A 23541-nucleotide genomic window follows, 5' to 3' on the forward strand; every position below is an offset into this window, starting at 1 on the left:
GTCGGTGGTCCGGGTGGTCCTGGTGGCGGTCGGTCGGGGTGGGCGTCGTTCGGGTAGCGGGCAGTTCGGGTGGTCCGCGGGGGGGGCGGTCGGTCCGGCAAGGACGCCGGTCGCGGCACTAGGTGCCGACTGCGGCCGGGGCGGGCTCCGGCGGGCGGGCGGCAGCCGTGGGCCGGATCCGCAGCACGGCGTACGCGGCCATGCCGACGAGGGGCGCGGCGAGCAGGGTGAGGAAGACGGGCCGGTGACCCTGGGCGGTCCACAGGGCGCCGAGGCCCGCGGGCACCGCGAGCCGGGCCAGCCCCAGGACGAAGCCGTTCAGCGCCATGAAGCTGCCGACCCTGCGCTCGTCGACGTGGTCGGCGATGTACGTGGGCACGACCACCGAGGCGATGATCTCGCCGAGCGTCCAGATCACCGTGGACAGCAGGATCGCCGGCAGCGAGAAGCCTACGACGATGACGGTGAGGCCCGCGGCCCAGAGCGCTCCGCTGACGAGCAGCAGCGGCTTCGTGCCCCGGCCCTGCATGCGCTTCTCCATGGCGAGCCCGAGGCCGACCACGACGACGCTGTTGACGGTGTAGACGACGCCGACCAGTCCCGCCGAGTCGTGCAGGACCGTCGTGACGGCGAGCGGCAGCGCGTACTCGAGACCGATCAGCGGCACCACGTAGAAGAAGGACACCAGCACCAGGAGCAGGACGTGGCGGTGGCCGAGCGGACCCGAACGCGTTCTGTCCTTCCGGGCCTTGTCCCGGTCACGCCGCTCGGACGGCACCCACAGGGCGATCATCGCGGCGCACACGAGGCCGGCGATGATGTTGCCCGCGAACATGACGTGGTAGGAGTACGCCGCCGCGAGGCCTCCCAGCAGCGGGCCGATGCCCATGCCGAGGTTGTTGCCGATGTAGCTCACCGTGTAGGCGAAGGGTCGCTGATCGGGCTCGGTCAGGTCGGCCACCAGGGTGTTGGACGCCGGCCCGAACATGCCCATGCCGACCAGCGCGACGAACAGCAGTCCGGCGTACGTCCACGGCGGCCCGTCCAGCACGGCGAGGCCGAGATAGCCGCCGGCGTTCAGCAGCAGCGCGGTGAGCAGGGCCGTACGCCGGTCGCGCAGGGGCCCGCTCAGCAGGCTGCCCGCGAGCAGGCCGGTGCTGCCGACGGAGATCAGCAGGCCGGCCTCGCCGGGGCTGAGGTCCTTGCCGCGCACCAGGTAGACGGCGAGCAGCGGGAAGACGAACATGCCCGCGCGGTTGATGAAGGAGGCGAGGAACAGCACCCGCAGCGCGAGCGGGAGTGCCCGTAACCGGGTCAGCCACGTCATCGCTGCGCCTGCCCGCCCGCCGTCGCGGCGACGGACCCGGCCATGGCGCCGGTGCCCTCGCCGGGCTCCGTCTCCACGCGGAAGGCGTCCCGCACCGCCTTGAAGCGGGCCCGGATGTCCTCGAAGTCGGTGCCCTCGCAGACGTACCAGCCCAGGACGTCGTTGGAGGCGGTCGGCGGCGCCAGGACGTCGTCGACCTGCTTCCACACGTCGGCGTCCAGGACCCCGTCCAGCGCCACGAGTTCGGCCGGGGTGGTGATGGCGGTGATGTGGCCGTACCGGTCGGAGGTGAGGTACTCGGTGCCGATCTCGGGGCCCGGCCGGGCCTCGGTGCGGTGTGCCGGGTCGAGCTCCAGCCGGCACCACTCCCCCGCGAGATTGATCCCGCGCCCGGCCTCGATCGCCGGGACGATGGAGCCGCCGCCGGCCCGCGCCCCCGCCTCCCCGAACACCACGTCGCCGTCGTCCAGCAGGAAGAACTCGGCGTGCACCACACCGGTGTCGAGGCCGAAGCCGCGCAGCACCACCGTGTTGAGGTCCAGGATGCGCTGCTCCCCCGCCGACAGGTCGTACTTGCGGGAGATGGTGCCGCCGGGCTCGTTGCGGTACTCCAGGACGGAGTAGGTGTAACGGGAGAGCTGCGCGAAGACCGCTTCACCGTCCTTGAAGAGCGAGTCGACGTGGTACTCCGTGCCGCGGATGAACTCCTCGACCCGGTACTCGTGCCGGTCGTCGCCCATCTCCTGCCAGACGTCCCGCAGTTCGGCGGGGCCGTCCACCCGGTAGGTGCGGCCGCAGGCCCAGCCCGCGTACGGCTTGACGACGATCGGGTAGCCCACCTCCTCGGCGAACTCCGTGATCGCGCCGATGGTGTCCGGGCGGCAGGACCTGGCGACCCGCACGCCCAGTTCCTCGGCCCGGCGGTGCATCACGTTCTTGTCGCGGAAGTTGAGCGCCTGGTCCGGGGTGAGGCCGGGGATGCCGTGGTCGCGCCGGGCGCGGCTGGCGGGCAGCACATCGCCCTCGAACAGCGGGAAGACGCGCTCGACACGGTGCCGGGCGACGATCCCGTCGACGGCGGCCCGTACGGCCGCCGTGTCGTCCAGGTCGGCGTGGTACTGCGCCAGGCCCTCGGCCTCGGGCGCCTGCCACCCGGTGGGCAGCAGCACCACGGTGGCCACACCGAGGTCGCCGGCGGCGGCCACGATGCTGCGGAACTGGGCGGTGTAGCGCCCGGCGGCGGGCCGGTAGATCACCAGGATCGAACGGTTCATGTCCTGCTCCTCATCCATGAGTGGGGCCCGGTTCAGCGGACCGGCGCGGCCGACGGCGTGCCGAACAGCTCCACCCGGGAGGTGGCGCCGTCGAGGATCCGCGGCGGGTGCGGGGCGGCACCGAGGCCGGTGAGCGCCTCCGTGAGCTGTCCGAGCGTCCGCTCCACCTCGGCCCGGCCGCCCTCGTGCACCGATTCGACGGTGAGCAGGAGCCGGCGCCGTCCGAGGCCGGACTTGACCAGGTCGCCCTGGCGCCAGTTCCAGCGGCGCGAGTGGGCGCGGCCCTGGTCGTCGGCGTAGACGACCTCGCCGGGCTCGGGGTGCTCGGGGGCGTCGGGTGTGCCGAGCGGCAGGTAGACCTCGCTGCCGCCGGCGGGCCGCACGACGAGCTCGGACTCGATGCCGCCCACGTCGCAGGAGGCCACGGGCAGCCGGCTCTCCAGGGACACCGCGTTGCACAGGTCCACCAGCGAGTTGATGCGCGGCAGCCGGTCCCCCTTGGCGACCCTGCGCAGGACCGACTCGGCGGCGCAGGGGAACCGGTTGGGGTTCACGTCCATCTCCCGGTAGGCGTCCCGCCAGGCCGAGATGGAGGGCAGGGCGGAGACGTCGGCCTTGGAAAGCCCGGCGCTGTGCAGGGCGTCCTCGGCGGCGGTGAGCCGGTCCGTCACCTGGGGGGCGTCCGCGACGACGCCGACGTCCGGTACGGCGATCAGGCCGAGGACGTAGCCGGGCACGCGCTCCCGGACGCGCGCGTCGACGCCGACGCCGAGGGAGCGGGTGTCCGAGTCGGGGCGGGGGCTTTCCATGGGTGTGTGGTCCTTCGTTTCCGGGCTTCGGCCGCCCGTGTCGAGCGCGGGCGGTTTCCTTGTTGACGGGTCGACAGTAGGGAGCGGACGGGGTCGCGGCGGTGGCCAATTACGGGGCGATGCGTGAGGCCACTTGCCGGGTGCGGCGGGTCCGGCGGGCCGGACGCGGAGGTTCCGCCGCGCCCGGCCCGGCGCGTGGAGTGCGCCGCGCCGGATGTCAGCCCGCGTCGCCCGCGGGTGCGGGGGCCGGCTCCCTGTCGGTGCGGGGTCCTTCGGTCCGCAGCCGCGCTCCGAGCACGGCGGTCAGCAGGCCGACCGCCGCGAGAGCGGCCCCGAGCAGGCCGAGCCGGTCGACCGCGTCGGCCCCGCCGTGCGCCAGGACCCGGCCGCCGATGAAGCCGCCGAGCGAGATGCCGAGGAACGTGGCCGAGGAGTTCAGGGAGAGCAGGAGCGGCCCGGACTCGGGTGCGATCGCGAACAGCCGGTGCTGCTGCGGCGGTTGGGTGGCCATCGCCGTCACGCCCCAGGCCGCCATGCCCACGCTCGCGCCGGCCGGCGTGTCCCGGGTCAGGGGCAGTGTCACCAGGACGGTGGCGAGACCGGCGACCGACGCCAGCAGGACCGGCGTCGGCCCCCAGCGGTCGGTGGCCCGCCCGCCGACCACGGTGCCGCACACCGCGAACACGCCGAAGTCCAGCAGCAGCACGGCGAGCTTGGTGCCGTCGCCGTCGGTCGCCGGGGCGAGGACCGCGCCGATGTACGTCAGCGCGAGGTAGCCGCCCGTCAGGAAGGCGAGCGTGGTGAGCGCCGTGACCAGCACCCGCGGATCGCGCGCCGGGGCGAGCCGGGCCACGAGTCCGGGCGCGGCGGGCAGCCGCACCGGGGGCAGTCCGACGGCGACGGCGACCGCGCACACCGCGCCGAGTCCGGCCAGCAGCCAGAACGTGACGGACCAGTGCAGGTCGGCGGCCAACCAGGTGCCGAACGGCACACCCGCGAAAGTCGCCGCCGACAGCCCGCCCAGTACCACCGCCATGGCGCGTCCTCGGCGTTCCGGGGCGGCCAGGGCGGCGGCCGACGCGGAGGCGGCCGGGACGTAGAGGGCGGCCCCGGCCGCGGTCACGACCCGCGCCGCGAGGAGCGCGCCGAGCCCCGTCGAGAGGGCGGAGGCGACGTTCCCGATGGCGAACACGGTCAGGGAGACGACGAGGACGGAGCGGCGCTCCAGGCGTCCGGTGAGCGCTCCGAGCACGGGGGCGAGAACGGCGTAGGTGAGCGCGAAGAGGGTGCTCACCCAGCCGGCGTCGGCCAGGCTCGTTCCGAGGCCGCGGGCGACTTCGGGCAGCACTCCCGCCACCACGAAGGTGTCGGTGCCGATGGCGAACGCGCCGACGGCGAGCAGCGGCGTGACGGGGAGGCGGGCTCGGGTTCCGGTCATCGCACGGCTCCCGCGGGGGCCGGGGCGCCGCCGGGCTCGGCGTGCCGCTGTGGGCCGGTCCGGAAGGGCTCGGGGCTGCCGGCGACGGGGGTGCCCCCCAGGAGGACCAGTTCGATGCCTCCCGGCCGGCTCAGGACGGAGATGTCCCGGGCGGGGTCGCCGTTCGTCACGACGAGGTCGGCGAGGCGTCCGGCCTGCACCGTGCCCGCGTCGTCGCCGCGTCCCGCGAGCCGGGCCCCGTTGGCGGTCGCCCAGGTGAGCACGGTCGGTGCGGGGATGCCCGCCATCTCGACGTACAGTTCGAGCTCCTTGGCATAGGTGCCGTGCGGGGTCCAGGCGAAGCCGAAGTCGTCGCCCGCCACCACCGGGATGCCGAGCTCGACCATGATCGGCAGGATGCGCAGGGTGTTGGCGACCTCGGCCTCGAACTCCAGCGTCTCCAGGTATTCGGTGGTCTTGCCGTGCCGGGTTCCGGTGGTGAGCAGCATGTGTGGCTGGTAGAGGCTCGGTACGACGAAGATGCCGCGCGCGGCGATGGCGTGCAGGGCCTCGTCGTCGGCGTAGGTGGCGTGGTCGATGACGTCGACCCCGGCCGCGATGGCGTTGCGGATGCCGTCGAGCCCTCGGGAGTGGGCGCGGATCAGGGCACCATGCTCGTGCGCGGTGCGCGCCGCGATCTTCAGTTCCTCGGGGGTGAAGAGGAGTTCGTGGGAGCGCCCGTTGGGGAAGGTGTCGTCGCCCGAGGAGAAGACCTTGACGATCTCCGCGCCTTGCGCGATCTCCGTGGCGACGTACTCCGCCATCTCCTCCGGGGTCTCCGCCAGCCGCATCAGATCGGTCGGGATGCGCTTCTTGACCTCGGGGTTTCGGCGCTCGGGCGGTCCGGACACCATCAGGTCCCGGCTGCACGGCGTGATGCGGGGGCCGCGCAGCTCGCCCCGGTCGACGGCGCGGCGCAGTGCCATGTCGATGCCGGAGACCGAGCCGGCGCCCACGAAGGCGGTGTAGCCGAGGGCCGGCAGGTTCTCGGCGTTGCGCGCGGCGGCGAGGGTGAGGTCGGGGACGGAGTACTTGAACAGCATCTCGCGTCCGTCGAGGACGTTCAGGTAGGCGATGTGGGTGTGCCCGAGGGTCATGCCGGGCATCACGGTCCGCCCGTCGAGGTCGAGCACGTCGATGCCGGGGGCGTTCAGCGGGGCGAGCCCCTCGGGCAGCACGGCCTCGATGCGGTCGCCGTCGATCAGCACGCTGTGCCGTGGCAGTGAGGCCCGGCCCAGGCCCTCCTGGACCGTGGCGCGGTGGAGCAGGGTCTTGCGTGACACGTCGTCTCTCTCCTGGTCTCAGGGTTGCCGGCCGGCGGTGCGTGGCCGGTCCGGCGGGTCGTCCGTCCCGGGCTCCTCCGTGTGGTCGAAGAGGGTCCAGAGGATCTCCGCGCCGGGGCGGGTCGCCATCCAGCGCAGTCCGTACGCCGTGACTCCCGGGGCGTTCGTCACGGCGAGCTGGGCGCCGCCGCGCGCGACGATCTGGGCGGCGTGCTGGGTGGAGGAGGCGTCCACCCAGTCGACGTCCCGGCCGCGCAGCGCGGGCGGCACGACCTCGGCGTAGATCCGCCGGACCTCCCACATCGCGGCGACGGACACCGGTCCGTCGCCCGTCGGAAGCCGGCTGTGCGCGGCCGCGGCGATGCCGTACTCCGGGGTGGCGCGCGGGAAGAACGCGCGCAGCCGCAGGTCCCGGTGCCAGTGGAAGCGGGTGAGGCCCGCGTAGGCGCTCGGTACCAGGGCGAAGTCGAGCTTGCGCAGCAGGAGTCCGTCCAGCACGTCGTCGAAGGTGTCGTGCAGCTCCACGCGCAGGTTGTGCTCCGCCGCGAGGTAACGCGCGACGAGGTCGCTGGAGGTGCCTGCGGGGCCGAGGGTGCCGAGCACGGATCCGGGGCGGGCCGCCCACCGCTCGGACAGTTCGCTCCAGCGCGCGGCGTACTCGCTCGCCAGGGGGCGGGGCAGCGGGGCCACCCGGACGGTGCCGCCCGCCAGGTCAGGTCGTATAGCCACGGTTCGCCGCCATCCGCTGTGCCACCGAGGTCTCGTGGTCGGTCACGGTGCGCCGGTCCACCACGCGGGCGGCCTTCCAGCTCACGAACGCGCCGGTGCTGACGATCGGGTCGAGTCCGTCGCTGAGCTCGACGGCGACGGGCACCCCGAGGGCGTCCGCCGTCCGTGCACGTACCGCCTCGGCCAGGGCCTCGGGGTCGGCCACCAGGCCCGTGAGGAGCTCCAGTCGCACGGTGAGCCGGTCCTGCCCGGCGGCGTCCTGTTCGATGACCACCTGGTATCCGGCGGACCCGGTGACCCCGGTCAGTACGGCCGTCTCGATCTGGCCGGCCGTGAACCGGCGTCCACCGAGGTCGATGCGGTCCAGGGTGCGTCCGACGATCCGTACCAGGTCGCCGGGCATCTCGCAGTCGCAGTCGGACTCGGCCACGTCCACGACATCGCCCGTGCGGTAGCGGACCAGCGGCTTCACCCCGTCCGTCAGCATGGTGAGCGTCAGCTCGCCCGTGCCGCGCGGGCCGTGGGACTCGCCGGTCTCCGGGTCGACGACCTCGACGACGTAGTTGGTCTGGGACAGGTGCATCCGCTTGTTGCGGCAGGCCGTCGCGACGACGAAGGCTTCCTGGGAGCCGTAGAGGATGTTGTAGACGTCGGCGCCCCAGACCGCCTCCAGGTTGTGCGCGAGGGCGGGGGTGCACATCTCGCCGGTGACGAAGAGCAGCTTGACCGCGAAGTCCCGCCGCAGGTCGTAGCCGTAGTGCTCGGCGGCCTTCGCCAGGGTGAGGGCGACGCCGGGCGTGCAGCAGACGACCTCCAGTTCGAGGTCCTTCATCAGCTGCAGAGCCTTCTGGAAGCCGATGACGGGCGAGTACGGCCAGATCTTGGCGTTCATGGAGCCGGTGTTGCGGGCGACGTCGCCGAGCGTGTCACCGAAGGAGTGCACCTCGGTCGGTCCCATCAAGCCGATGCGCGGCGGGTGTTCACCGAAGTGGTGCCGGAAGACCGAGCTCCAGGACTCGGTCACATGGGCGTTGCTGGCGACGATCTCGCGCCCGTCGCGGGGGCAGGGTGTGGCGCGTCCGGTCGTGCCGGTCGTCTCGTAGAAGAACAGGGCCTCGGCCAGCGGCCGGCTGAGGACGTCCAGCATCTCCTCGCGCAGGTCGGCCTTGGTGGTGAAGGGCAGCGCGGTGAGGTCGTCCGGGGTGACGGCGGACAGGTCGGCCCGCTTCAGGAGGCGTGCGTAGAACGGCGAGCGGGTGCTGACCTGTTCGAGGACGGCGGCCAGCTGGGTCCGGCGCCAGTCGTCGAGCTCGGCGGTGGTCAGGGTGCGGTTGTAGAAGGCGCGGTGGAGTTCGAGGTACCGCGCGGCGAACTCGGCCGCGGGTCCGTGCGTGGGAAGCCACATGGGCGTCGGGTTCCTTCGTACGTTCGTCGGTGCTGCCGTGCGCGGGCGCGTGGGGCAGCCTGGTGTGCCGTGTCCGCACGGCAGGGCGTGCGTGGGCGGCGGCTGTCAGGGGAGTGGATGCCGTCGCCCCCGGCGGGCAGGACGGCGCGTGGCGCTCCGTCGTCGGAGCACGGCCGTTGCCGCGGGCGGCGGTGGCCGCTTCGGCTCGGGCAGGAAGGCGACGACGCGGGGCGAAGACGCTCGGCGGTGCGTGCTGGTGCCGGAGCGCGGCCGCTTGCGAGGGTCGGTGGTTGTCGCTTCGGCGGTACGGCGGTGCGCGCTACCGCTGCGGTGGCGGCGACGGCAGTGCGTCGGTGGCCGCTCCGCAAGGGAGCCGCCCCGCAGGCACGGCGATCGCAGCTATCGCAGTGCGGCGGCGGTGGGCGTCTCGGCTCGGTCCAGGAAGTTGCGGAAGAGGCGCATCCCCTCCTGCGTCATGACGCTCTCCGGGTGGAACTGGACTCCTTCCACGTCCAGGGCCTCATGGCGTACGCCCATCACATGGCCGTCGTCCGTGGAGGTGGCCGTGACCACGAGCGGCGCGGCCGGTTCCCGGACCACCAGGGAGTGGTAGCGGGTGACGGTCAGCGGGAGCGGGGCACCGGCGAAGACGCCCTGTCCGTCGTGCTCGACGAGGCTGGTCTTGCCGTGCATGAGCCGGTCGGCGACGGCGATCCGCGCCCCGTAGGCGAGGCCGATGGCCTGGTGCCCCAGACACACCCCGAGCAGTGGGACCTGCCCGGCGAAGGCGTGCACCAGCTCGACGTGCCCCGAGTCGGCGGGATGCCCGGGCCCCGGCCCGAGGACGACCGCGTCGGGTGCCGAGGCCATCAGTTCCTCGGTCGGGCGGGTGCGTGAGCGCACCACCTCGGTGCGTGCGCCGAGGCTGAGCAGGTACTGGTCGATGATGTGGGTGAAGCTGTCGTACGCGTCCACGAGCAGGACCTTCATGCGAGCAGCTCCTCACCGGTCAGCGCCCAGTAGGCGGCGCTCATCTTGGCCAGCGTCTCGCGCCATTCGGCGACCGGCTCGGAGTCCGCGACCACCCCGGCCGACGCCTGGGTGCTGTAGCGGACGCCGTCGTGGACGACGGTGCGGATGCACAGCGCGAGGACCGCGAAGCCGCGCACGTCGACAAGGCCGAGCGCGCCGGCGTAAATGCCGCGGGGCTCGTCCTCCAGATCGTTGATGATCTCCATGGCCCGCAGTTTGGGCGCGCCGGTCATGGTGCCCGCGGGGAAGGTCGCACGGACCGACGCCCACACGTCGAGGCCGTCACGGACCCGGCCGGAGACCGTCGACACCAGGTGGTGGACGTAGGCGAAGGGTTCCACCTCCATCATCGTGTCGACGCACAGGGTGTCGGGCACGCACACCCGTCCGATGTCGTTGCGGCACAGGTCGACCAGCATGACGTGCTCGGCCTGTTCCTTGGCGCTCGCGCGCAGCTCGGCGACCCGGCGGGCGTCCTCGGCCGGATCGGCGGCCCGGGGCGTGGTACCCGCGATGGGCCGCATCGAGATGTCGCCGTCCTTCATGCGCACGAACAGCTCGGGGCTGGCCCCGATGACGGTGCGGCCCGCCCAGGGCACGAGGTACATGTAGGGGGACGGGTTGCGGTGGCTGAGTCGCCGGTAGACCTGTACAGGTGTCAGTTCACTCTCCACGTCGACGCGGTGGCCGATCTGGATCTGGTAGCTGTCGCCGACCCCGATGTGTTCCAGGCACCGCCGGGCTCGGGCGGTGAACGTCTCCTCGTCCACCGTGTCGCGCACCGAACGAGGGCGCGGCGCGTCGGGCACCGCCGGCCGTGTGTTTCCCCTCGACCGCGCACGGTCCACCGCTGCCCGCAGCTCGAGGGTGGTGTCGTCGAACTGCGGTCCGTGGGCGGCGAGATGGAGCACTCCGCCGTCGCGCAGGTCGTACCAGACGGTGTCCTGGAAGAGGGTCAGGGTGCAGCGCGGCAGATCGGATGCGGTGCGCTGGGCGGGCAGGTCCTCGATGGCCCACGCCGCCTCGTACGACAGGGTCGTGAGGAAGCCGAAGGCGAAGGTGCCGGTGGGTACGTCGGTGTCGAGGTCGAAGGCTCCCTGTGCCGCCCGCAGCACCCGCCACACGGTGTCCGGGCCGGCCAGGGGCCAGCTGTTCGTGTCACCGGCGTGCCCCGGGGGCCGGCCGGCGGCGGCCGAGACGGCGGCGGTGAGCGCCTCGCCGAGCTCGCCGGGGGCGACGAGGTCCACACGGTCGGCGTACACCCGCAGTTCGGCCAGGCGTCCGCAGCCGACGGCGGCGAAGTGGCGGTCCTGGTCGGGGCCGTCGAGGCTTTCGAAGAGAAAGACGTCGTCCTGCGACCGGACGGCGGACAATTCCTGGTAAAGATTGAGGGCATCGACGTAAGCAAGTGCGTCCGACGTCACCCGCACCGCAATTCTTCCCGTGCGTCCGTTCCCCTCGGGTGCGGATTCCCCCGTCGAATCGACCCCCGTGGCCGGGAACGGGTCCTGCTTGTCCGATGACCGCGGCGACGCCGCAGCCGATGCAACCGAAACCACTGACACAACGCTTGCCTTTCGATCTCAAGGACCGCAGGGGCGTCGAGGAGCCATTCCCCCGTACTGCGGGAGCGCCCCTTCTTCCGGGCGCGACACCGCACTTCGCACGCTCCGGCCCGCACGGGCCGGATCCCCCCTGCCGCATTCGGCCACCGGGTCCGAGGTGTCCGAATGTGCGTGCGAGGCCACTCCATCAAATGTTTGAATGCTCCGGCCATACCACTTCGACCCTTCGAGAGGAGACCACTTGTCGCGCCACATCGCGCTCATGGTGGAACGGGATTCCCGGATTCCGCTGGCCATGCAATTGCGGGAGTCCCTCCGAAACTTGGTTGAGAGTGGAACTTTAAAGCCCGGAACTCGCATTCCCTCGACCCGTCAGCTCGCCGTCGACATCGGGGTTTCCCGCAGCGTCGTGGTCGAGGCGTACGACCAGCTCGCGGCCGAGGGCTATCTGACGAGCCGACGCGGTTCCGGCACCTCCGTCGCCGAGCACACCGGCGGACAGGCAGCCGCCTCCGCCCTCGCGCCCCCCACCGAGGAAGCGGGCGCCGACGCCATGTGGGACCTGCGCACCGGCACGTCCAACACCATCGACTTCCCGCGCGCGGAGTGGCTCCGCTGTGCCACCGCCGTGATCAACGAGGCGGGTCACCAGGAGCTCGGCTACGCTCCGCTGGCCGGAGTCCTCCACGCCCGGCACGTCCTGACCGGCCATCTCGGCCGCGTGCGCGGGGTACGCAACCGGCCCGAGGACCTGATGATCACCTCCGGCTTCGCCCAGGGCCTGGCCCTGGTCTGCAGGGTCCTGCTCGATCGGGGGCACACCGCGCTGGCGGTCGAGGACCCGGGCCATCCGGGCGAGCGCGAGTTCATCGCCACGTCGGGACTGCGGCCCGTCGGCATCCCCGTCGACGAGGACGGAATCGATATCGAGCGCCTCGGGGCGAGCGGCGCGCGGGCCGTGCTGGTCACGCCCGCCAACCAGTTCCCCACCGGCGTACGCCTGAGCCGTGAGCGCCGCGCACAGCTCGTCGCCTGGGCGCGTGAGGTGAGCGGCTACGTCCTGGAGGACGACTTCGACAGCGGCCTGCTGGACACCGCCGACCGGCCGCCCGCCCTGCAGAGCCTCGCACCGGACCGCGTCGTCTACGCGGGCAGCGCCAGCAAGACCCTCGCCCCGGCGCTGCGGCTCGGCTGGCTGGTGGGCCCGTCCGAGCTCATGGCGTCGGTCGAGCACGTACGCGCGGGCTGGGACATCGGCTGCTCGGGTTTCGAACAGCTCACCTTCGCGCGCTTCGTCGACACCGGTGCCTTCGACCGTCACCAGCGCAGGCTCCGCTCCGAGTTCCGCCGCCGCCGTCGGACCGTGCTCGGTCACCTCGACACCCAGCTCCCGGGCGCGTGGCCGCTGGGCGGCGCCGGCGGTCTCCAGGCCTACATCCGGCTCCCGCCCCACATCGACGAGCAGGCACTCGTCCGCGCCGCCCGCCGCCGCTCGGTGCTCCTGCGCGGCGGCCGCCACTACCGCGCGTCCACCGCCGCGAGCCCACCCGCCCTCGTCATCAGCTACGCGACGGCCAACTGCGCGGCCCTGTCCCGCAGCCTCACCGAAGTGGGCTCGGCCTACCGGGAACAGCTGGACCGGCACGACAGGAGCGCTCAGCCCTCGATGTGACAACGGCTCCGGGACACGCCGGTTCGGCGAACCTTGGTCCGGCGTCCCCACCTCGCCCCGGGATCACCGGCGACACCTCGCACCGCCCTCACCGAGTCGCCGGAGCCCGCCCTACGCCCTTTTCGGGCAGTGGTCGTCGGTCACAGGTCGTCCGGGGTGCCGAGCCCCGTCAGGGCACCCACCGGGTCGAGGTCCGGGGTGCCGCGGGGCCACCAGTCCTCCTGACCGGGCTCCGACTCGTAGGCGTACCAGAGGCCGTCGCGGCCGAGGCGGAGCTGGACGTGACCGCGTGGATGGGTGAGGCGGTTGCGCCACGGGCGGAACGCGGGCAGGTCGGCGGCGAGCAGCAGCGGGCGGGCCCGGTCGAAGCGGCCGGCCGGCGGATCCCAGGGCTCCTCCAGGACGGCCAGCCCCTCCGGACCGCCCTGCCGCCAGGCCGCGACGGCCCGGGCGAGGTCGGCCGTGGTGCGGCCGACGGCCGTGGCGAGCGTGGAGTACAGCGTGCGGGTGGCCGCGGTCAGGCCCGAGCCGGGGCGGCCCGCGGCGAGGCGTACCGCGTCCTGCCACAGGGTCAGTTCGCCGACCGGGTCGCGGCCGGTGCCGAGCAGCGCGTGGGCGCGGGCGGCGGCGTCGGTCGCCAGCTGGTCCAGCGCGAAGGGATCGGGGCCGCCGGGCGCGGCCGGATAGACCGGGGGCTGCTCGGGGTGCGGCGGGACCGGCGCCGGTGGGGGCAGCGGCGGCAGTCGGCGGGGCGCGAGGGCGTCGGTGGCGCGCACGCCGGGCAGGGACTGCGGCTGACGTTCCTGCGCGGCGCGGGCCGCCCGGGCGGCGCTGCGCCGGGAGAGCGCGTCGAGCAGCTCCTTCTCGCCCCGGCCGCGCAACAGGAGCAGCACGAAGGGGTCGGCGTCGAGCAGGCGTGCCATCTGGTAGCAGAGGGCGGCGGCGTGCTTGCAGGGGTGCCCGGAGTCGGGGCAGCTGCACCGGGGGGCCAGGTCACCGGGGCCGGGCAGCAGGGGTACACCGCAGTCGGCGAGGGACTGGGGCAGCTCCTTGTCGAGCAGCGCGGCGATGTGTCCCGGCCGGTCGGCGGCCGCGTCCAGGAAGCGTGCCCAGTCGTCGTCCGCCAGGGTGCGCACCCGCACCTGCACGCGGTACGGCCGCGGCCGGCTTCCGCGCACGTAGGCGAGCACGAGCCCCGGTGTGACGGTGATGGCGTCCACCTTGCCCTGGTCCGCGTAACCGCGGCCGCGGGCCAGCCGCTTGGGGTCCAGCGCACCCCGCTCCAGCGCCTCGACCCAGGCGTTCCCCCACCAGGTCCCGGCGAACTCCGTACCCTCCTCGGCACCCGCGCGCACCGCGAACGCCGGGAACGTACGCCGCAGTTCCGTGTCCCGGTGGAAAGTGGCCATGGTGGACGGCGCGTGGGGGACGGCGGGGGCGGGGGGCGCCGGTGCCGGGACGGGGTCCAGGGCCGGGGACGGGGTCGGCTCGTCGGGGGCCGTCTCGTCGGAGGCCGTCTCGTCGGCGGGCTTCTCCGGGCCGGGCGCCGTCTCCTCGGTCCCCTGCGTCTCCCGACTCCCCTTCTTCTCCGACGTCCCCTCCGGCTCCTCCGCTCCCTCGGGTTCCTCGGCCCAGGTGGGCATGCGGAAGGCGTTCGCCAGGTAGTTCCGCATGTCGTGGGCGGTCCTGCCCCGCGCGGCGCGGGACGGGGCCGTAACCGGACGTGCGGTGGTGCGCCTCTCGTTCCGGGGTTCCGCCTCCTCCGCGCGCCGTGCCTCCCGCCGGGCCGCACGGAGCGCCTCACGGGCGGCGTCCCCGGGGCGGTGTCCGCCCGCGGCACCGGCGGTCACCGCACGCGTCGTGGCGGTCGGTTCCGGGTCGGGGGTCTGTTCCCGGGCCGGTTCGTCGGCATCGGCGGTCGCGTGACCGTCGGCGTCGCCCCGGCGGTCGGCGATGGCGGCCCGGAGGGCGGCCCGCGCCGCGTTCCCCGGCCTCGGCTCCGCGCCCTGCCCGGGCCCGGCGCAGGAATCCGAGCCCGTCAGGGCGGCCGTGCCGTCGGCACCCGCGGTCGCAGCGGTCTCGTCGAGAGGCCCCTCGGCCTCGCCGGTGTGGTCCTGCGGCGCGTCCGCGTCCGGTACCGCGTCCTCCGCCGCAGTCGGCGCCGACCCGGCCGGTTCGTCCCGCTCCGCCTCCGTGCGCTCCCGCGCCTCCCGCAGGGCGCGGCGGGCGGCGTCGGCGGGGCGCGGCTGCCCGGTGGCCGTCATGACGTCCTCCGCAGCGAGACGAGGTCGGACAGTTCACGGTCGGTCAGCTCGGTCAGCGCCGCCTCGCCGGAACCGAGAACGGCGTCGGCCAGGGCCCGCTTGGACTCCAGCATCTCGGCGATGCGGTCCTCGACCGTGCCCTCGGTGACCAGACGGTGGACCTGGACGGGCTGGGTCTGGCCGATCCGGTAGGCGCGGTCGGTGGCCTGCTCCTCGACCGCCGGGTTCCACCAGCGGTCGAAGTGGACGACATGGCCCGCCCGGGTGAGGTTCAGGCCGGTGCCGGCCGCCTTCAGGGACAGCACCAGGACGGGGGTCTCGCCGTTCTGGAAGCGGTCCACCATGCGCTCGCGCTCCGGCACCGGGGTGCCACCGTGCAGCAGGTCCACGGGGACCGCGCGGGCGGAGAGGTGCGCGGTGATGAGGCGGGCCATGCCGACGTACTGGGTGAAGACCAGCGCCGAGCCGTCCTCGGCGAGCAGGGTGTCCAACAGCTCGTCCAAGAGGGCGAGTTTGCCGGACCGGGCCGCGAGCCGGTCGGCGCGCGGGTCCTCCTTCAGGTACAGCGCCGGGTGGTCGCAGATCTGCTTGAGGGCGCCGAGCAGCTTCAGGACGAGGCCGCGGCGGGCGATGCCGTCGGCGGTCTCGATGGCCAGCAGCGACTCGCGCACCACCGCCTCGTACAGCGCGGCCTGCTCGCGGGTGAGCGGAACCGGGTGGTCCGTCTCGGTCTTGGGCGGCAGTTCGGGCACGATGCCGGGGTCGGACTTCTTGCGGCGCAGAAGGAAGGGGCGGACGAGGCGGGCCAGGCGCTGCACCGCTTCCTCGTCCTCGCCGTTCTCCACCGCGCGGGCGTGCCGGGCGCGGAAGGACTTGAGCGGGCCGAGCAGCCCGGGGGTGGTCCAGTCGAGCAGGGCCCACAGCTCGGAGAGGTTGTTCTCCACCGGTGTGCCGGTGAGCGCCACGCGCGCGGGGGCCGGGATGGTGCGCAGCGCCTTGGCGGTGGCCGAGTAGGGGTTCTTCACGTGCTGGGCCTCGTCCGCGACGACCATGCCCCAGGGCTGCTCGGCGAGGCGGGCCGCGGCGGAGCGCATGGTGCCGTACGTGGTGAGGACGAAGCCGCCGCCCGGGCCGTCCAGGCTGCGGTCGGGGCCGTGGAAGCGGCGGACGGGGACGCCGGGCGCGAACCGGGTGATCTCGCGCTGCCAGTTGCCCAGCAGGGACGCGGGGCAGATCACGAGGGTCGGCTCGCTGCGCGCCCGCTGCAGATGCAGGGCGATGAGTGTGATCGTCTTGCCGAGGCCCATGTCGTCGGCGAGGCAACCGCCGAGACCGAGCGAGGTCATCAGGTCGAGCCAGGCGAGGCCGCGCAGCTGGTAGTCGCGGAGGGTGGCGGCGAGACCGGCGGGCGGGTCCGCGGGGCTCAGGCCGGTCGTGAGCCGGTCACGGAGGGTGGCCAGGGCGCCGACGGGCACGGCCTCGACGGTCTCGCCGTCGACCTCGGCGGTGCCGGTGAGCGCGACGGACAGCGCGTCGACCGGGTCGAGCAGGCCCAGCTCGCGCTTGCGGGCCTTGCGGACGAGGGCCGGGTCGACCAGCACCCAGCTGTCCCGCAGCCGTACGACCGGCCGGTGGGCCTCGGCGAGCATGTCCATCTCGGCCTCGCTGAGCGGTTCACCGCCGAGCGCCAGCTGCCAGCGGAACCGGAGCAGGTCCTCGCTCTCGAAGAAGCCGGTGCCGTCGGTCGCCGAGCCGGGTGCGGGCCGGACGACCGCCGCGGCCGTCAGGTCGCGGGCGAGGTCCCGGGGCCAGTGCACGGCGACGCCCGCGGCGCCCAGACGGCTCGCCGCGACGCCGAGCAGTTCGCCCAGCTCCTCCTCGGACAGGGCGAGGACGTCGGGCACGTCCTGTTCCGCGAGCCGGTCGAGGGGCTGCCACACGCGGGCCGCGCGCCGGACGGCGAGGGCCGCGTCGACGCGCGCGCGGGGCCCGAACGCGGTGTCGGCCTCTCCCGCCCACAGGGCCGCCGCGTCGGCGACCAGGGTGGGGTCGGCGAGGCTGTGCACCTGCACGATGGCCGCCCCGGCGCCGCGCGCGCCGTCGGCCGAGCCGGCGTCGAAGAGGTCGTACGCGGACAGGTCGAGCCGGAGCGAGATCCGCACGCCGGCGTCCATCCCGGCGGCGACCTCGGCGGCCCACGCGTGGGCCTGCGGCAGGGACTGGGGCTCGCGGGCGGCGAAGGGCCGGCCGGAGGTGTAGGGGGCCGCGGGGGTGCGGGGCAGGGTGTCGGCGACCGCGTCCAGGAACGAACGGACCAGGGCCTCCGGCTCGGGCAGCCGGAGCGGTCCGGGGTCGGGGAGGGGCACGGCGTGGCCCTCCGGGGGCAGGGCGGCGGCGATCGCGCGCAGGTGGGCGATGTCGTCGGGCTCCAGGGGGCCGGCGCGCCAGGCGTCGTGGCCGCTCGGGGTGAGGCCGGGCAGCAGGCGGCCGCGGGCGACCAGTCGCAGGGCGTGCAGGGCGGCGGCGCCCCAGCATGCCGTGGCCGGGTGGGCGGCCGGGTCGCGGCGGGCCCGGACCAGCAACGGCAGGGCCTCGGCGAGCGGCAGGGTCAGGGCGGGGACCTGCCGGCGGCGCGCGCCCCTGCCGTGGCGTCGTACGACCGTCAGTTCGGCCGGGTCACCGCCGGTGCCGCCGTCGGCGGGCAGGGGGCCGTCGTCGGGGTCCCAGAAGGCGATGCGGCCCTCGCGCGGGAGGGGTGCGGGCAGGTAGACCGACGCGAGACGGACCGGGACCGGGTTCCCGGCCCGCGCGGATGCCGCCGCGCGCTCGGCCACCGCCGCCGGACCGCCGCTCATACGTACTGCCACCTCCCGCCCTGTCCCGGATCAGATGTCTCCGACTCTACGGGCGGGGTCTGACAATCGGCTCCGGCGGCCGGTCCGGGCCCGCGCTACGGCACCGTGCGGGAGACGACGTAGAGCACCGGGTTCTTCGGGTCGGACGTGTTCACGACGACGTCCTGGGTGGGTGAGGGGTTCTTCTGCTTGTGCGTGAACCCGGACCACGGCCCGGGACCGTCGAACGTCCAGCCGGAGATCTTGCGGTCGCGCGCGCCGATGGTGATGTGGTCCTTCTTCAGCTGGTCCTCGCGCACGCCCATGGCCGCGAGGAAGCTGTCGAGTCCGGCCTGGTTGGTGCTGAACATCACGTAGAGGCGGCTGGTCTTCCAGTTGTTCGTCTCGTAGTAGGCGACGTGGTCGGCGGGGTGCGGGACGTTCACCTGGTAGAGGCGGCGCTGCACCTTGGAGGGCCAGCCGGCGGTGAGGCCGGTCGCCGAGTACTTCGCCTCCTTGTCCTTGCCGCTGTCGCGGCTCTGGTTCGCGGAGATCACCAGGTAGCCGGCCGGGACGCCGATGAGCAGGCCGATGATCAGCAGGGTGATCGCCCGTCGCTCGGCCTTGTGGCGCGGGTTCTCGGGCGGCCGGCTCGGCTCGTCCGGCGGGGCGGCCTGGTGCGGCAGGGAGGCGGTCATGCGGTGTCCCGGTCGCGACGGGCCTGGACGTACCGCTCGTAGCGCTCGAACCGCTCCACGCGGCGCCGCTTGGCGCGGCGGAAGCGGCGGGCGACCAGCCGGGCCAGGTCGGCCGCGCCCACCATGCCGGCCTCCGGGCCGAGCTGGGCGCGGGTGATACGGGCCTCGGGGCGGTAGCCGCGGCCGGTGAGGTGGCGCTTGAAGGCGTCCCGGGCGGGGCCGATGAGCAGGTCGTCGGCGGCGCTGACGCCGCCGCCGATCACGAAGCAGGACGGGTCGAGGGCGGCCGCCAGGTTGGCGATGCCGACGCCGAGCCACTGGCCGATGTCCTGGAGGAGCTCCACGCACATCGCGTCGCCGTCGCGGGCCAGCTCGGTGATCATCGGGCCGGTGATGTCGCCGATGTTGCCCTTGACGTGCTCGATGATCCCGTAGGCCACCGGCGAGTCGGCGGCGGCCAGCTCGCGCGCCTCGCGCACCAGCGCGTTGCCGGAGCTGTACTGCTCCCAGCAGCCGCGGTTGCCGCACGGGCAGCGGTGGCCGCCGGGGACGACCTGCATGTGGCCGAACTCGCCGGCCACGCCGAACTTGCCGCGCTTGACCTGGCCGTCCTCCAGGATGGCGCCGCCGATGCCGGTGCCGAGCGTGATCATGACGAGGTGGTCCTCGCCGCGCCCGGCGCCGAAGCGCCACTCCGCCCAGGCGGCGGTGTTGGCGTCGTTGTCCACGAGGACCGGCACGGAGAGGCGGCCGGCGAGACGGTCCCGCAGGGGTTCGTTGCGCCAGGACAGGTGGGGGGCGAACAGCACGCGGTTGCGGTCGGCGTCGACCCAGCCGGCCGCGCCGATGCCGACCGCGTGCACGTCGTGCCGGTCGGACAGGTCCAGGACCAGTTCGACGATGGTGTCCTCGACGACCTTGGGGCTCTTGGACTTGTCCGGGGTCTCCGTGCGGAGCCGCTCCAGGATGTTGCCGTCGGCGTCCACGACACCCGCCATGACCTTGGTGCCGCCGATGTCGATGCCGACGGTGGGGACACGGGGGGCGGTCAGGTGTGACCGGCGCTCCCGGGTACCGACCGTTCGCAGGACGGGGGCCCGGCGGGAGCCTATGGGGGCCGTGAGGTCGCGGTAGGTGCTCATCGCGGTCGATTGTGCCGCACGCTCACGCCGGGTGCTGCGCGGGGCGGGGGGACGCGAGCCGCGGGCGCCGCCGTCCGCGGGCACGTCGCGGCTCGTCGCGCGGCCCCCCGCGCCCTTCAGTCGCGCCGCAGTTCGTGACGGAGGGCGTCCAGGTCGGACCCGCCCGCCATCTGCCGGGTCAGTTCGTCCACGGTCGTTTCGTCCCGTGTGCAATTGCCCACCATCGTGCCGCGGCGCAGGAGGACGAACCGGTCCCCCACCAGGTACGCGTGATGCGGGTTGTGGGTGATCAGGACGACGCCCAGGCCCTCGTCGCGGGCCGCGGCCACGTACTTCAGCACCACGCCGGACTGTTTCACGCCGAGTGCCGCCGTCGGCTCGTCCAGGACGAGGACCTTCGCACCGAAGTGGACCGCGCGGGCGATGGCCACGCACTGGCGTTCGCCGCCGGAGAGGGTGCCGATGGGCTGGTCGACGTCCCGGAGGTCGATCCCCATGCGCAGCAGGGCCTCGCGGGTGGTGCGGCGCATGAGGTCGATGTCCAGGCGCTTGAAGGGGCCGGCGCCCTTGCGCGGCTCGGAGCCGAGGAAGAAGTTGCGCCAGACCGGCATCAGGGGGACGACGGCGAGGTCCTGGTGGACCGTGGCGATCCCCCGGTCCAGGGCCTCGCGCGGGGAGGCGAGCGCGGTCTCCTCGCCGTCGATGCGCAGCGTGCCGTCGTCGTGCCGGTGCAGTCCCGCGATGATCTTGATGAGGGTGGACTTGCCCGCGCCGTTGTCGCCGAGGACGCAGGTGACGTCGCCCGCGTGGACCTCCAGGGAGACGCCCTCCAGGGCGCGGATGTTGCCGTAGCGCTTGCCGACGCCGGACAGCGCCACCAGGGCCGTACGCGATTCGGTCTGCGTCATGCCGTCGCCTCCGCGCGCTTGCGGACCCAGGCGTTGAGCAGGGTCGCGAGGAGCAGCATCGCTCCGAGGAAGAACTTGAACCAGTCCGGGTTCCACTCGGCGAAGACGATGCCCTTGCTGGTCATGCCGAACAGGAGCGCGCCGACGGCCGAGCCGACCGCGCTGCCGTAGCCGCCGGTGATGAGGCAGCCGCCGATGACGGCCGCGATGATGTAGATCAGCTCGTTGCCGACGCCCTCTCCGGACTGGACGGCGTCGAAGGAGAAGAGCAGGTGCTGGCCGGAGATCCAGGCGCCGAACGCGACGCCCATGTAGAGGCCGATCCTGGTCCCGGCGACCGGGACGCCGACGGCGCGGGCCGCGTCGGCGTTGCCGCCCACGGCGAAGATCCAGTTGCCGGCGCGGGTGCGCAGCAGGATCCAGGAGCCGAGGGCGACGAGTCCGAGCCACCACAGGACGGTGACCTTGAGGCCGACTCCGCCGACGGTGAGGGTGGAGGCGAAGACGGCGTGGGCGCTGGGGAAGCCCTCCATGTCGCCGATGGTCTTGGTGGAGACCGTGCCGTCGATCAGCTTGGTGAAGCCGAGGTTCATGCCGGTCAGCATCAGGAAGGTGCCCAGCGTGATGATGAAGCTGGGCAGCCGCGTGCGGGTGAACAGGAAGCCGTTGAGGGCGCCGACGGCCAGGGTGACCAGGAGGGACACGCCGACCCCGACCCAGGTGTTCGCGGTCATCTGGTAGCTGAACATCGACGAGATCAGCGCCGAGGACGTCACGAGGACGCCGGCCGACAGGTCGAACTCACCGCCGATCATCAGCAGGGCGACGGGTACGGCCATGATGCCGATGGTCGAGGACGCGTACAGGACCGTGCCGAGGCTGGCGGGGCGCAGGAAGCCGTCGGCGGCGAGGGCGAAGAAGACGAGGACGGCGAGCGCGCCCACGACGGAGCCCAGTTCCGGGCGGGCGAGCAGCTTCCGCAGCGAAGACGTCCGCAGAATCCTTTCGTCGGCCGTCTTGCCCACCTCGCCGGCCGCCGAGCCCGCTTCGTCGGCCGCTCCGCCCACCTCGTCGGTCGCCGCGCTCATCGGGTGCCCCGCGCGGTGTACTCGGCCAGCGCGGACGCCTGGTCCTTGGTGATGATCTGCGGTCCGGTGAGCACCGGCTTGCCGCCGCCGAGGACGTCGCCGTTGTACTTGTACAGCCACAGCAGGTCGACGGCCTGGTAGCCCTGGAGGTACGGCTGCTGGTCCACGGCGAAGCCGAGGGTGCCGTTCTTCAGCGAGGCCGCGACCCCGGCGTTGAGGTCGAAGGTGTCGATCTCGGCCTTGCTGCCCGCGTCCGTCCTGGCCTTCACGGCCGTGTCGGCGTAGGGCGCGCCGAGGGTGACGACGGCGTCGAGGGACTTGTCGGCCTGGAGCTTGGCGCCGATCGCGGACTGCACGTCGGGCATGTCGGTGCCGTTGACGTAGAGCTTCCGCAGCGTGCCGTGGAACGTCTTGGCGACGCCGTCACAGCGCTGCTCGTGGCCGACGTTGCCCTGCTCGTGCAGCACGCACAGGGCCTTCTTCCTGCCGCGCCTGTTCAGCTCCTCGCCGACGGCCTCGCCGGCGACGGTCTCGTCCTGGCCGATGTGGGTCAGGGCGCCGAACGCCTTGGAGACCTCGGAACCGGAGTTGACCGTGACCACCGGGATGCCGGCCTTCTCGGCGCGGGCGACGGCCGCCTTCATGGCGTCCGGCTTGGCGAGGGTGACGATGATGCCGTCGACCTTCTTGTCGACGGCCGCGTCCACGAGCTGTGCCTGCTGCTGGGCCTCGTCGTCGTGCGAGTACAGGAAGTTGATGTTGTCCTTGACGGCAGCCTGCTCGGCGCCGCTCTGCACGATGTCCCAGAAGGTGTCGCCGTCGCCGGAGTGGGTGATCATCGCGATGGTCCAGCGGGGGGTGTTCACCGCCGCCCTGCCCTGGGCCGCGGCGGCCTTGCGGGCGTCCTCGGCCCGCTTGCCGCCGGTGCTGCTGCATCCGGCCAGGGACACGGAGAGTGCCCCTGCCAGCGCTATGCCTACCCAGGTCCGAAACCGTGCCACGAGGCCGTGCCCTTCTCGCTGTGCTCTTGGTCTGACGTGCGTAAGGGGCGGGCGACCTCGGTCGCCGGTGTGTCCCGGCGTCGATTCACCAGCCCCAAACACCTCAGTATCGAACACGGGGAACACCCATGACACGGCCGGGGCACCGCAGGCCGGTCACATTGTCCGGACATTGCGACGAAGGTCCGGGGGCACCGTCAGGGACGTACGAGCAGCTGGAACTCGAAGGAGTAGCGCGTCGGGCGGTAGGTGTGGTCGCCGAACTCGACCGCGCGGCCGGTGTCGTCGAAGGTGGTGCGCTGCATGGTGAGCAGCGGGGCGCCCTCGGTCTCGGTGAGCCGCTCGGCCTCGTCGGCCGTGGCGCCGCGCGCCCCGATGGACTGCCGGGCACTGTGCAGGGTGATCCCGGCCGAACGCATCAGCCGGTACAGGCCGGTGGCCTCCAGCTGGCCGGTGTCCAGGTCGAGCAGGCCGGGCGGCAGGTGGTTGATCAGGTAGGCCATCGGCTCGCCGTGCGCGAGCCGCAGCCGCTCGACGCGGTGGACGTCGCCGCCCTCGGCGACCCCGAGCGCCGCGGCGACCTCGGGGGAGGCCGGCACGACGGAGTTGACCAGGACCTTGGTCGCGGGCCGCTGGCCGGCCGCCTCCAGGTCGTCGAAGAGGCTGCTCAGCTCCAGGGGGCGCTTGACCTGGCTGTGCACGACCTGGGTGCCGACGCCCCGGCGGCGGACGAGGAGCCCCTTGTCGACGAGCGACTGGATGGCCTGGCGGACGGTCGGCCGGGACAGGCCGAGCCGCGCGGCCAGCTCGATCTCGTTGCCCAGCAGGCTGCCCGGAGTGAGGCTGCCCTGCTCGATGGCGGCCTCCAGCTGCTGGGAGAGCTGGAAGTACAGCGGCACCGGGGAACTACGGTCCACACGAAGGTCGAGCGACACGGTCGGGTCCACATCTGGTTTCGGCACGGGCCCGAGCGTAGCCCCGTGCCCGGTTGACGGGAAGTTGTGTAGTCCGATTGTCCGGACATACGCATTGA

The 23541-nt window shown here is 73.2% G+C and carries 18 protein-coding genes; 1 reads left to right on the forward strand and 17 read right to left on the reverse strand.

Going from position 1 to position 23541, the window contains the following annotated elements; genetic code table 11:
* Positions 1-118: 118 nt before the first annotated feature.
* The 9 genes from BLW57_RS09320 to BLW57_RS09360 form a co-directional block, all read right to left on the reverse strand.
* Positions 119-1327 (reverse strand): MFS transporter, encoded by a 1209-nt coding sequence (locus BLW57_RS09320; RefSeq protein ID WP_093473596.1) that lies wholly within the window; start codon positions 1325-1327, stop codon positions 119-121.
* Positions 1324-2601 carry an ATP-grasp domain-containing protein gene (locus BLW57_RS09325; protein ID WP_093473598.1) on the reverse strand — a complete coding sequence of 426 codons (1278 nt, stop codon included), beginning with the start codon at positions 2599-2601 and terminating at the stop codon, positions 1324-1326. The genes BLW57_RS09320 and BLW57_RS09325 overlap by 4 nt, the downstream gene beginning before the upstream one ends.
* A gap of 32 nt (positions 2602-2633) precedes the next feature.
* Positions 2634-3410 (reverse strand): B3/B4 domain-containing protein, encoded by a 777-nt coding sequence (locus BLW57_RS09330; RefSeq protein ID WP_093473600.1) that lies wholly within the window; start codon positions 3408-3410, stop codon positions 2634-2636.
* A 217-nt stretch (positions 3411-3627) separates the two neighbouring features.
* Positions 3628-4848, reverse strand: a complete 1221-nt coding sequence (locus BLW57_RS09335) for an MFS transporter (protein WP_093473602.1) — start codon at positions 4846-4848, stop codon at positions 3628-3630.
* Positions 4845-6170, reverse strand: coding sequence for an amidohydrolase family protein (locus BLW57_RS09340; protein ID WP_093473603.1), 1326 nt, complete (start codon positions 6168-6170; stop codon positions 4845-4847). Before BLW57_RS09340 ends, BLW57_RS09335 begins: the two co-directional genes overlap by 4 nt.
* A gap of 18 nt (positions 6171-6188) precedes the next feature.
* Positions 6189-6899: a type 2 periplasmic-binding domain-containing protein gene (locus BLW57_RS09345; RefSeq protein ID WP_176985521.1), complete on the reverse strand. Its 711-nt coding sequence runs from the start codon at positions 6897-6899 to the stop codon at positions 6189-6191.
* The gene (locus tag BLW57_RS09350; RefSeq protein WP_093473605.1) at positions 6883-8304 is read right to left on the reverse strand and encodes a phenylacetate--CoA ligase family protein; all 1422 of its coding nucleotides are present in this window, start codon (positions 8302-8304) and stop codon (positions 6883-6885) included. The genes BLW57_RS09345 and BLW57_RS09350 overlap by 17 nt, the downstream gene beginning before the upstream one ends.
* Before the next feature lie 399 nt (positions 8305-8703).
* On the reverse strand, positions 8704-9294 hold the full coding sequence (locus BLW57_RS09355) for an anthranilate synthase component II (RefSeq protein ID WP_093473607.1): 591 nt from the start codon (positions 9292-9294) through the stop codon (positions 8704-8706).
* Positions 9291-10760, reverse strand: a complete 1470-nt coding sequence (locus BLW57_RS09360; protein ID WP_256339447.1) for an anthranilate synthase component I family protein — start codon at positions 10758-10760, stop codon at positions 9291-9293. Before BLW57_RS09360 ends, BLW57_RS09355 begins: the two co-directional genes overlap by 4 nt.
* 436 nt (positions 10761-11196) lie before the next feature.
* Here BLW57_RS09360 and BLW57_RS09365 point away from each other — a divergent pair, with 436 nt between their 5' ends.
* The gene (locus BLW57_RS09365; RefSeq protein WP_256339808.1) at positions 11197-12573 is read left to right on the forward strand and encodes a MocR-like pyridoxine biosynthesis transcription factor PdxR; all 1377 of its coding nucleotides are present in this window, start codon (positions 11197-11199) and stop codon (positions 12571-12573) included.
* A 140-nt stretch (positions 12574-12713) separates the two neighbouring features.
* On the opposite strand, the gene BLW57_RS42230 is transcribed toward BLW57_RS09365, so the two are convergent.
* The 8 genes from BLW57_RS42230 to BLW57_RS09405 form a co-directional block, all read right to left on the reverse strand.
* Positions 12714-14837, reverse strand: a complete 2124-nt coding sequence (locus BLW57_RS42230; RefSeq protein WP_093473612.1) for an SWIM zinc finger family protein — start codon at positions 14835-14837, stop codon at positions 12714-12716.
* Entirely contained in the window at positions 14834-17692 is a 2859-nt protein-coding gene (locus tag BLW57_RS09375) for a DEAD/DEAH box helicase (RefSeq protein ID WP_093473613.1), read from the reverse strand. Before BLW57_RS09375 ends, BLW57_RS42230 begins: the two co-directional genes overlap by 4 nt.
* A 95-nt stretch (positions 17693-17787) precedes the next feature.
* Positions 17788-18369 (reverse strand): sugar kinase, encoded by a 582-nt coding sequence (locus BLW57_RS09380; RefSeq protein WP_093473615.1) that lies wholly within the window; start codon positions 18367-18369, stop codon positions 17788-17790.
* Entirely contained in the window at positions 18366-19511 is a 1146-nt protein-coding gene (locus BLW57_RS09385) for an ROK family glucokinase (RefSeq protein ID WP_093473617.1), read from the reverse strand. The genes BLW57_RS09380 and BLW57_RS09385 overlap by 4 nt, the downstream gene beginning before the upstream one ends.
* A 116-nt stretch (positions 19512-19627) precedes the next feature.
* A complete protein-coding gene (locus BLW57_RS09390; RefSeq protein WP_093473618.1) occupies positions 19628-20419 on the reverse strand; it encodes an ATP-binding cassette domain-containing protein in 792 nt (263 codons plus the stop codon).
* Positions 20416-21507 (reverse strand): ABC transporter permease, encoded by a 1092-nt coding sequence (locus tag BLW57_RS09395; RefSeq protein ID WP_093473620.1) that lies wholly within the window; start codon positions 21505-21507, stop codon positions 20416-20418. The genes BLW57_RS09390 and BLW57_RS09395 overlap by 4 nt, the downstream gene beginning before the upstream one ends.
* Positions 21504-22508 carry a sugar ABC transporter substrate-binding protein gene (locus tag BLW57_RS09400; RefSeq protein ID WP_093473622.1) on the reverse strand — a complete coding sequence of 335 codons (1005 nt, stop codon included), beginning with the start codon at positions 22506-22508 and terminating at the stop codon, positions 21504-21506. Before BLW57_RS09400 ends, BLW57_RS09395 begins: the two co-directional genes overlap by 4 nt.
* A 197-nt stretch (positions 22509-22705) precedes the next feature.
* Entirely contained in the window at positions 22706-23443 is a 738-nt protein-coding gene (locus tag BLW57_RS09405; RefSeq protein WP_093473624.1) for a GntR family transcriptional regulator, read from the reverse strand.
* Positions 23444-23541: the final 98 nt, after the last annotated feature.

The sequence above is a fragment of the Streptomyces sp. 1222.5 genome, assembly GCF_900105245.1.
Classification (GTDB): Bacteria; Actinomycetota; Actinomycetes; order Streptomycetales; family Streptomycetaceae; genus Streptomyces; species Streptomyces albidocamelliae.

What these genes read in the sequence shown, in the direction of transcription:
- BLW57_RS42230 (WP_093473612.1), bottom strand. Translation starts at nt 14,837, where the DNA reads ATGACGGCCACCGGGCAGCCGCGCCCCGCCGACGCCGCCCGCCGCGCC.
- BLW57_RS09355 (WP_093473607.1), bottom strand. Translation starts at nt 9,294, where the DNA reads ATGAAGGTCCTGCTCGTGGACGCGTACGACAGCTTCACCCACATCATC.
- BLW57_RS09365 (WP_256339808.1), top strand. Translation starts at nt 11,197, where the DNA reads ATGCAATTGCGGGAGTCCCTCCGAAACTTGGTTGAGAGTGGAACTTTA.
- BLW57_RS09325 (WP_093473598.1), bottom strand. Translation starts at nt 2,601, where the DNA reads ATGAACCGTTCGATCCTGGTGATCTACCGGCCCGCCGCCGGGCGCTAC.
- BLW57_RS09395 (WP_093473620.1), bottom strand. Translation starts at nt 21,507, where the DNA reads ATGAGCGCGGCGACCGACGAGGTGGGCGGAGCGGCCGACGAAGCGGGC.
- BLW57_RS09335 (WP_093473602.1), bottom strand. Translation starts at nt 4,848, where the DNA reads ATGACCGGAACCCGAGCCCGCCTCCCCGTCACGCCGCTGCTCGCCGTC.
- BLW57_RS09320 (WP_093473596.1), bottom strand. Translation starts at nt 1,327, where the DNA reads ATGACGTGGCTGACCCGGTTACGGGCACTCCCGCTCGCGCTGCGGGTG.
- BLW57_RS09350 (WP_093473605.1), bottom strand. Translation starts at nt 8,304, where the DNA reads ATGTGGCTTCCCACGCACGGACCCGCGGCCGAGTTCGCCGCGCGGTAC.
- BLW57_RS09330 (WP_093473600.1), bottom strand. Translation starts at nt 3,410, where the DNA reads ATGGAAAGCCCCCGCCCCGACTCGGACACCCGCTCCCTCGGCGTCGGC.
- BLW57_RS09380 (WP_093473615.1), bottom strand. Translation starts at nt 18,369, where the DNA reads ATGACCGCCTCCCTGCCGCACCAGGCCGCCCCGCCGGACGAGCCGAGC.
- BLW57_RS09385 (WP_093473617.1), bottom strand. Translation starts at nt 19,511, where the DNA reads ATGAGCACCTACCGCGACCTCACGGCCCCCATAGGCTCCCGCCGGGCC.
- BLW57_RS09375 (WP_093473613.1), bottom strand. Translation starts at nt 17,692, where the DNA reads ATGAGCGGCGGTCCGGCGGCGGTGGCCGAGCGCGCGGCGGCATCCGCG.
- BLW57_RS09390 (WP_093473618.1), bottom strand. Translation starts at nt 20,419, where the DNA reads ATGACGCAGACCGAATCGCGTACGGCCCTGGTGGCGCTGTCCGGCGTC.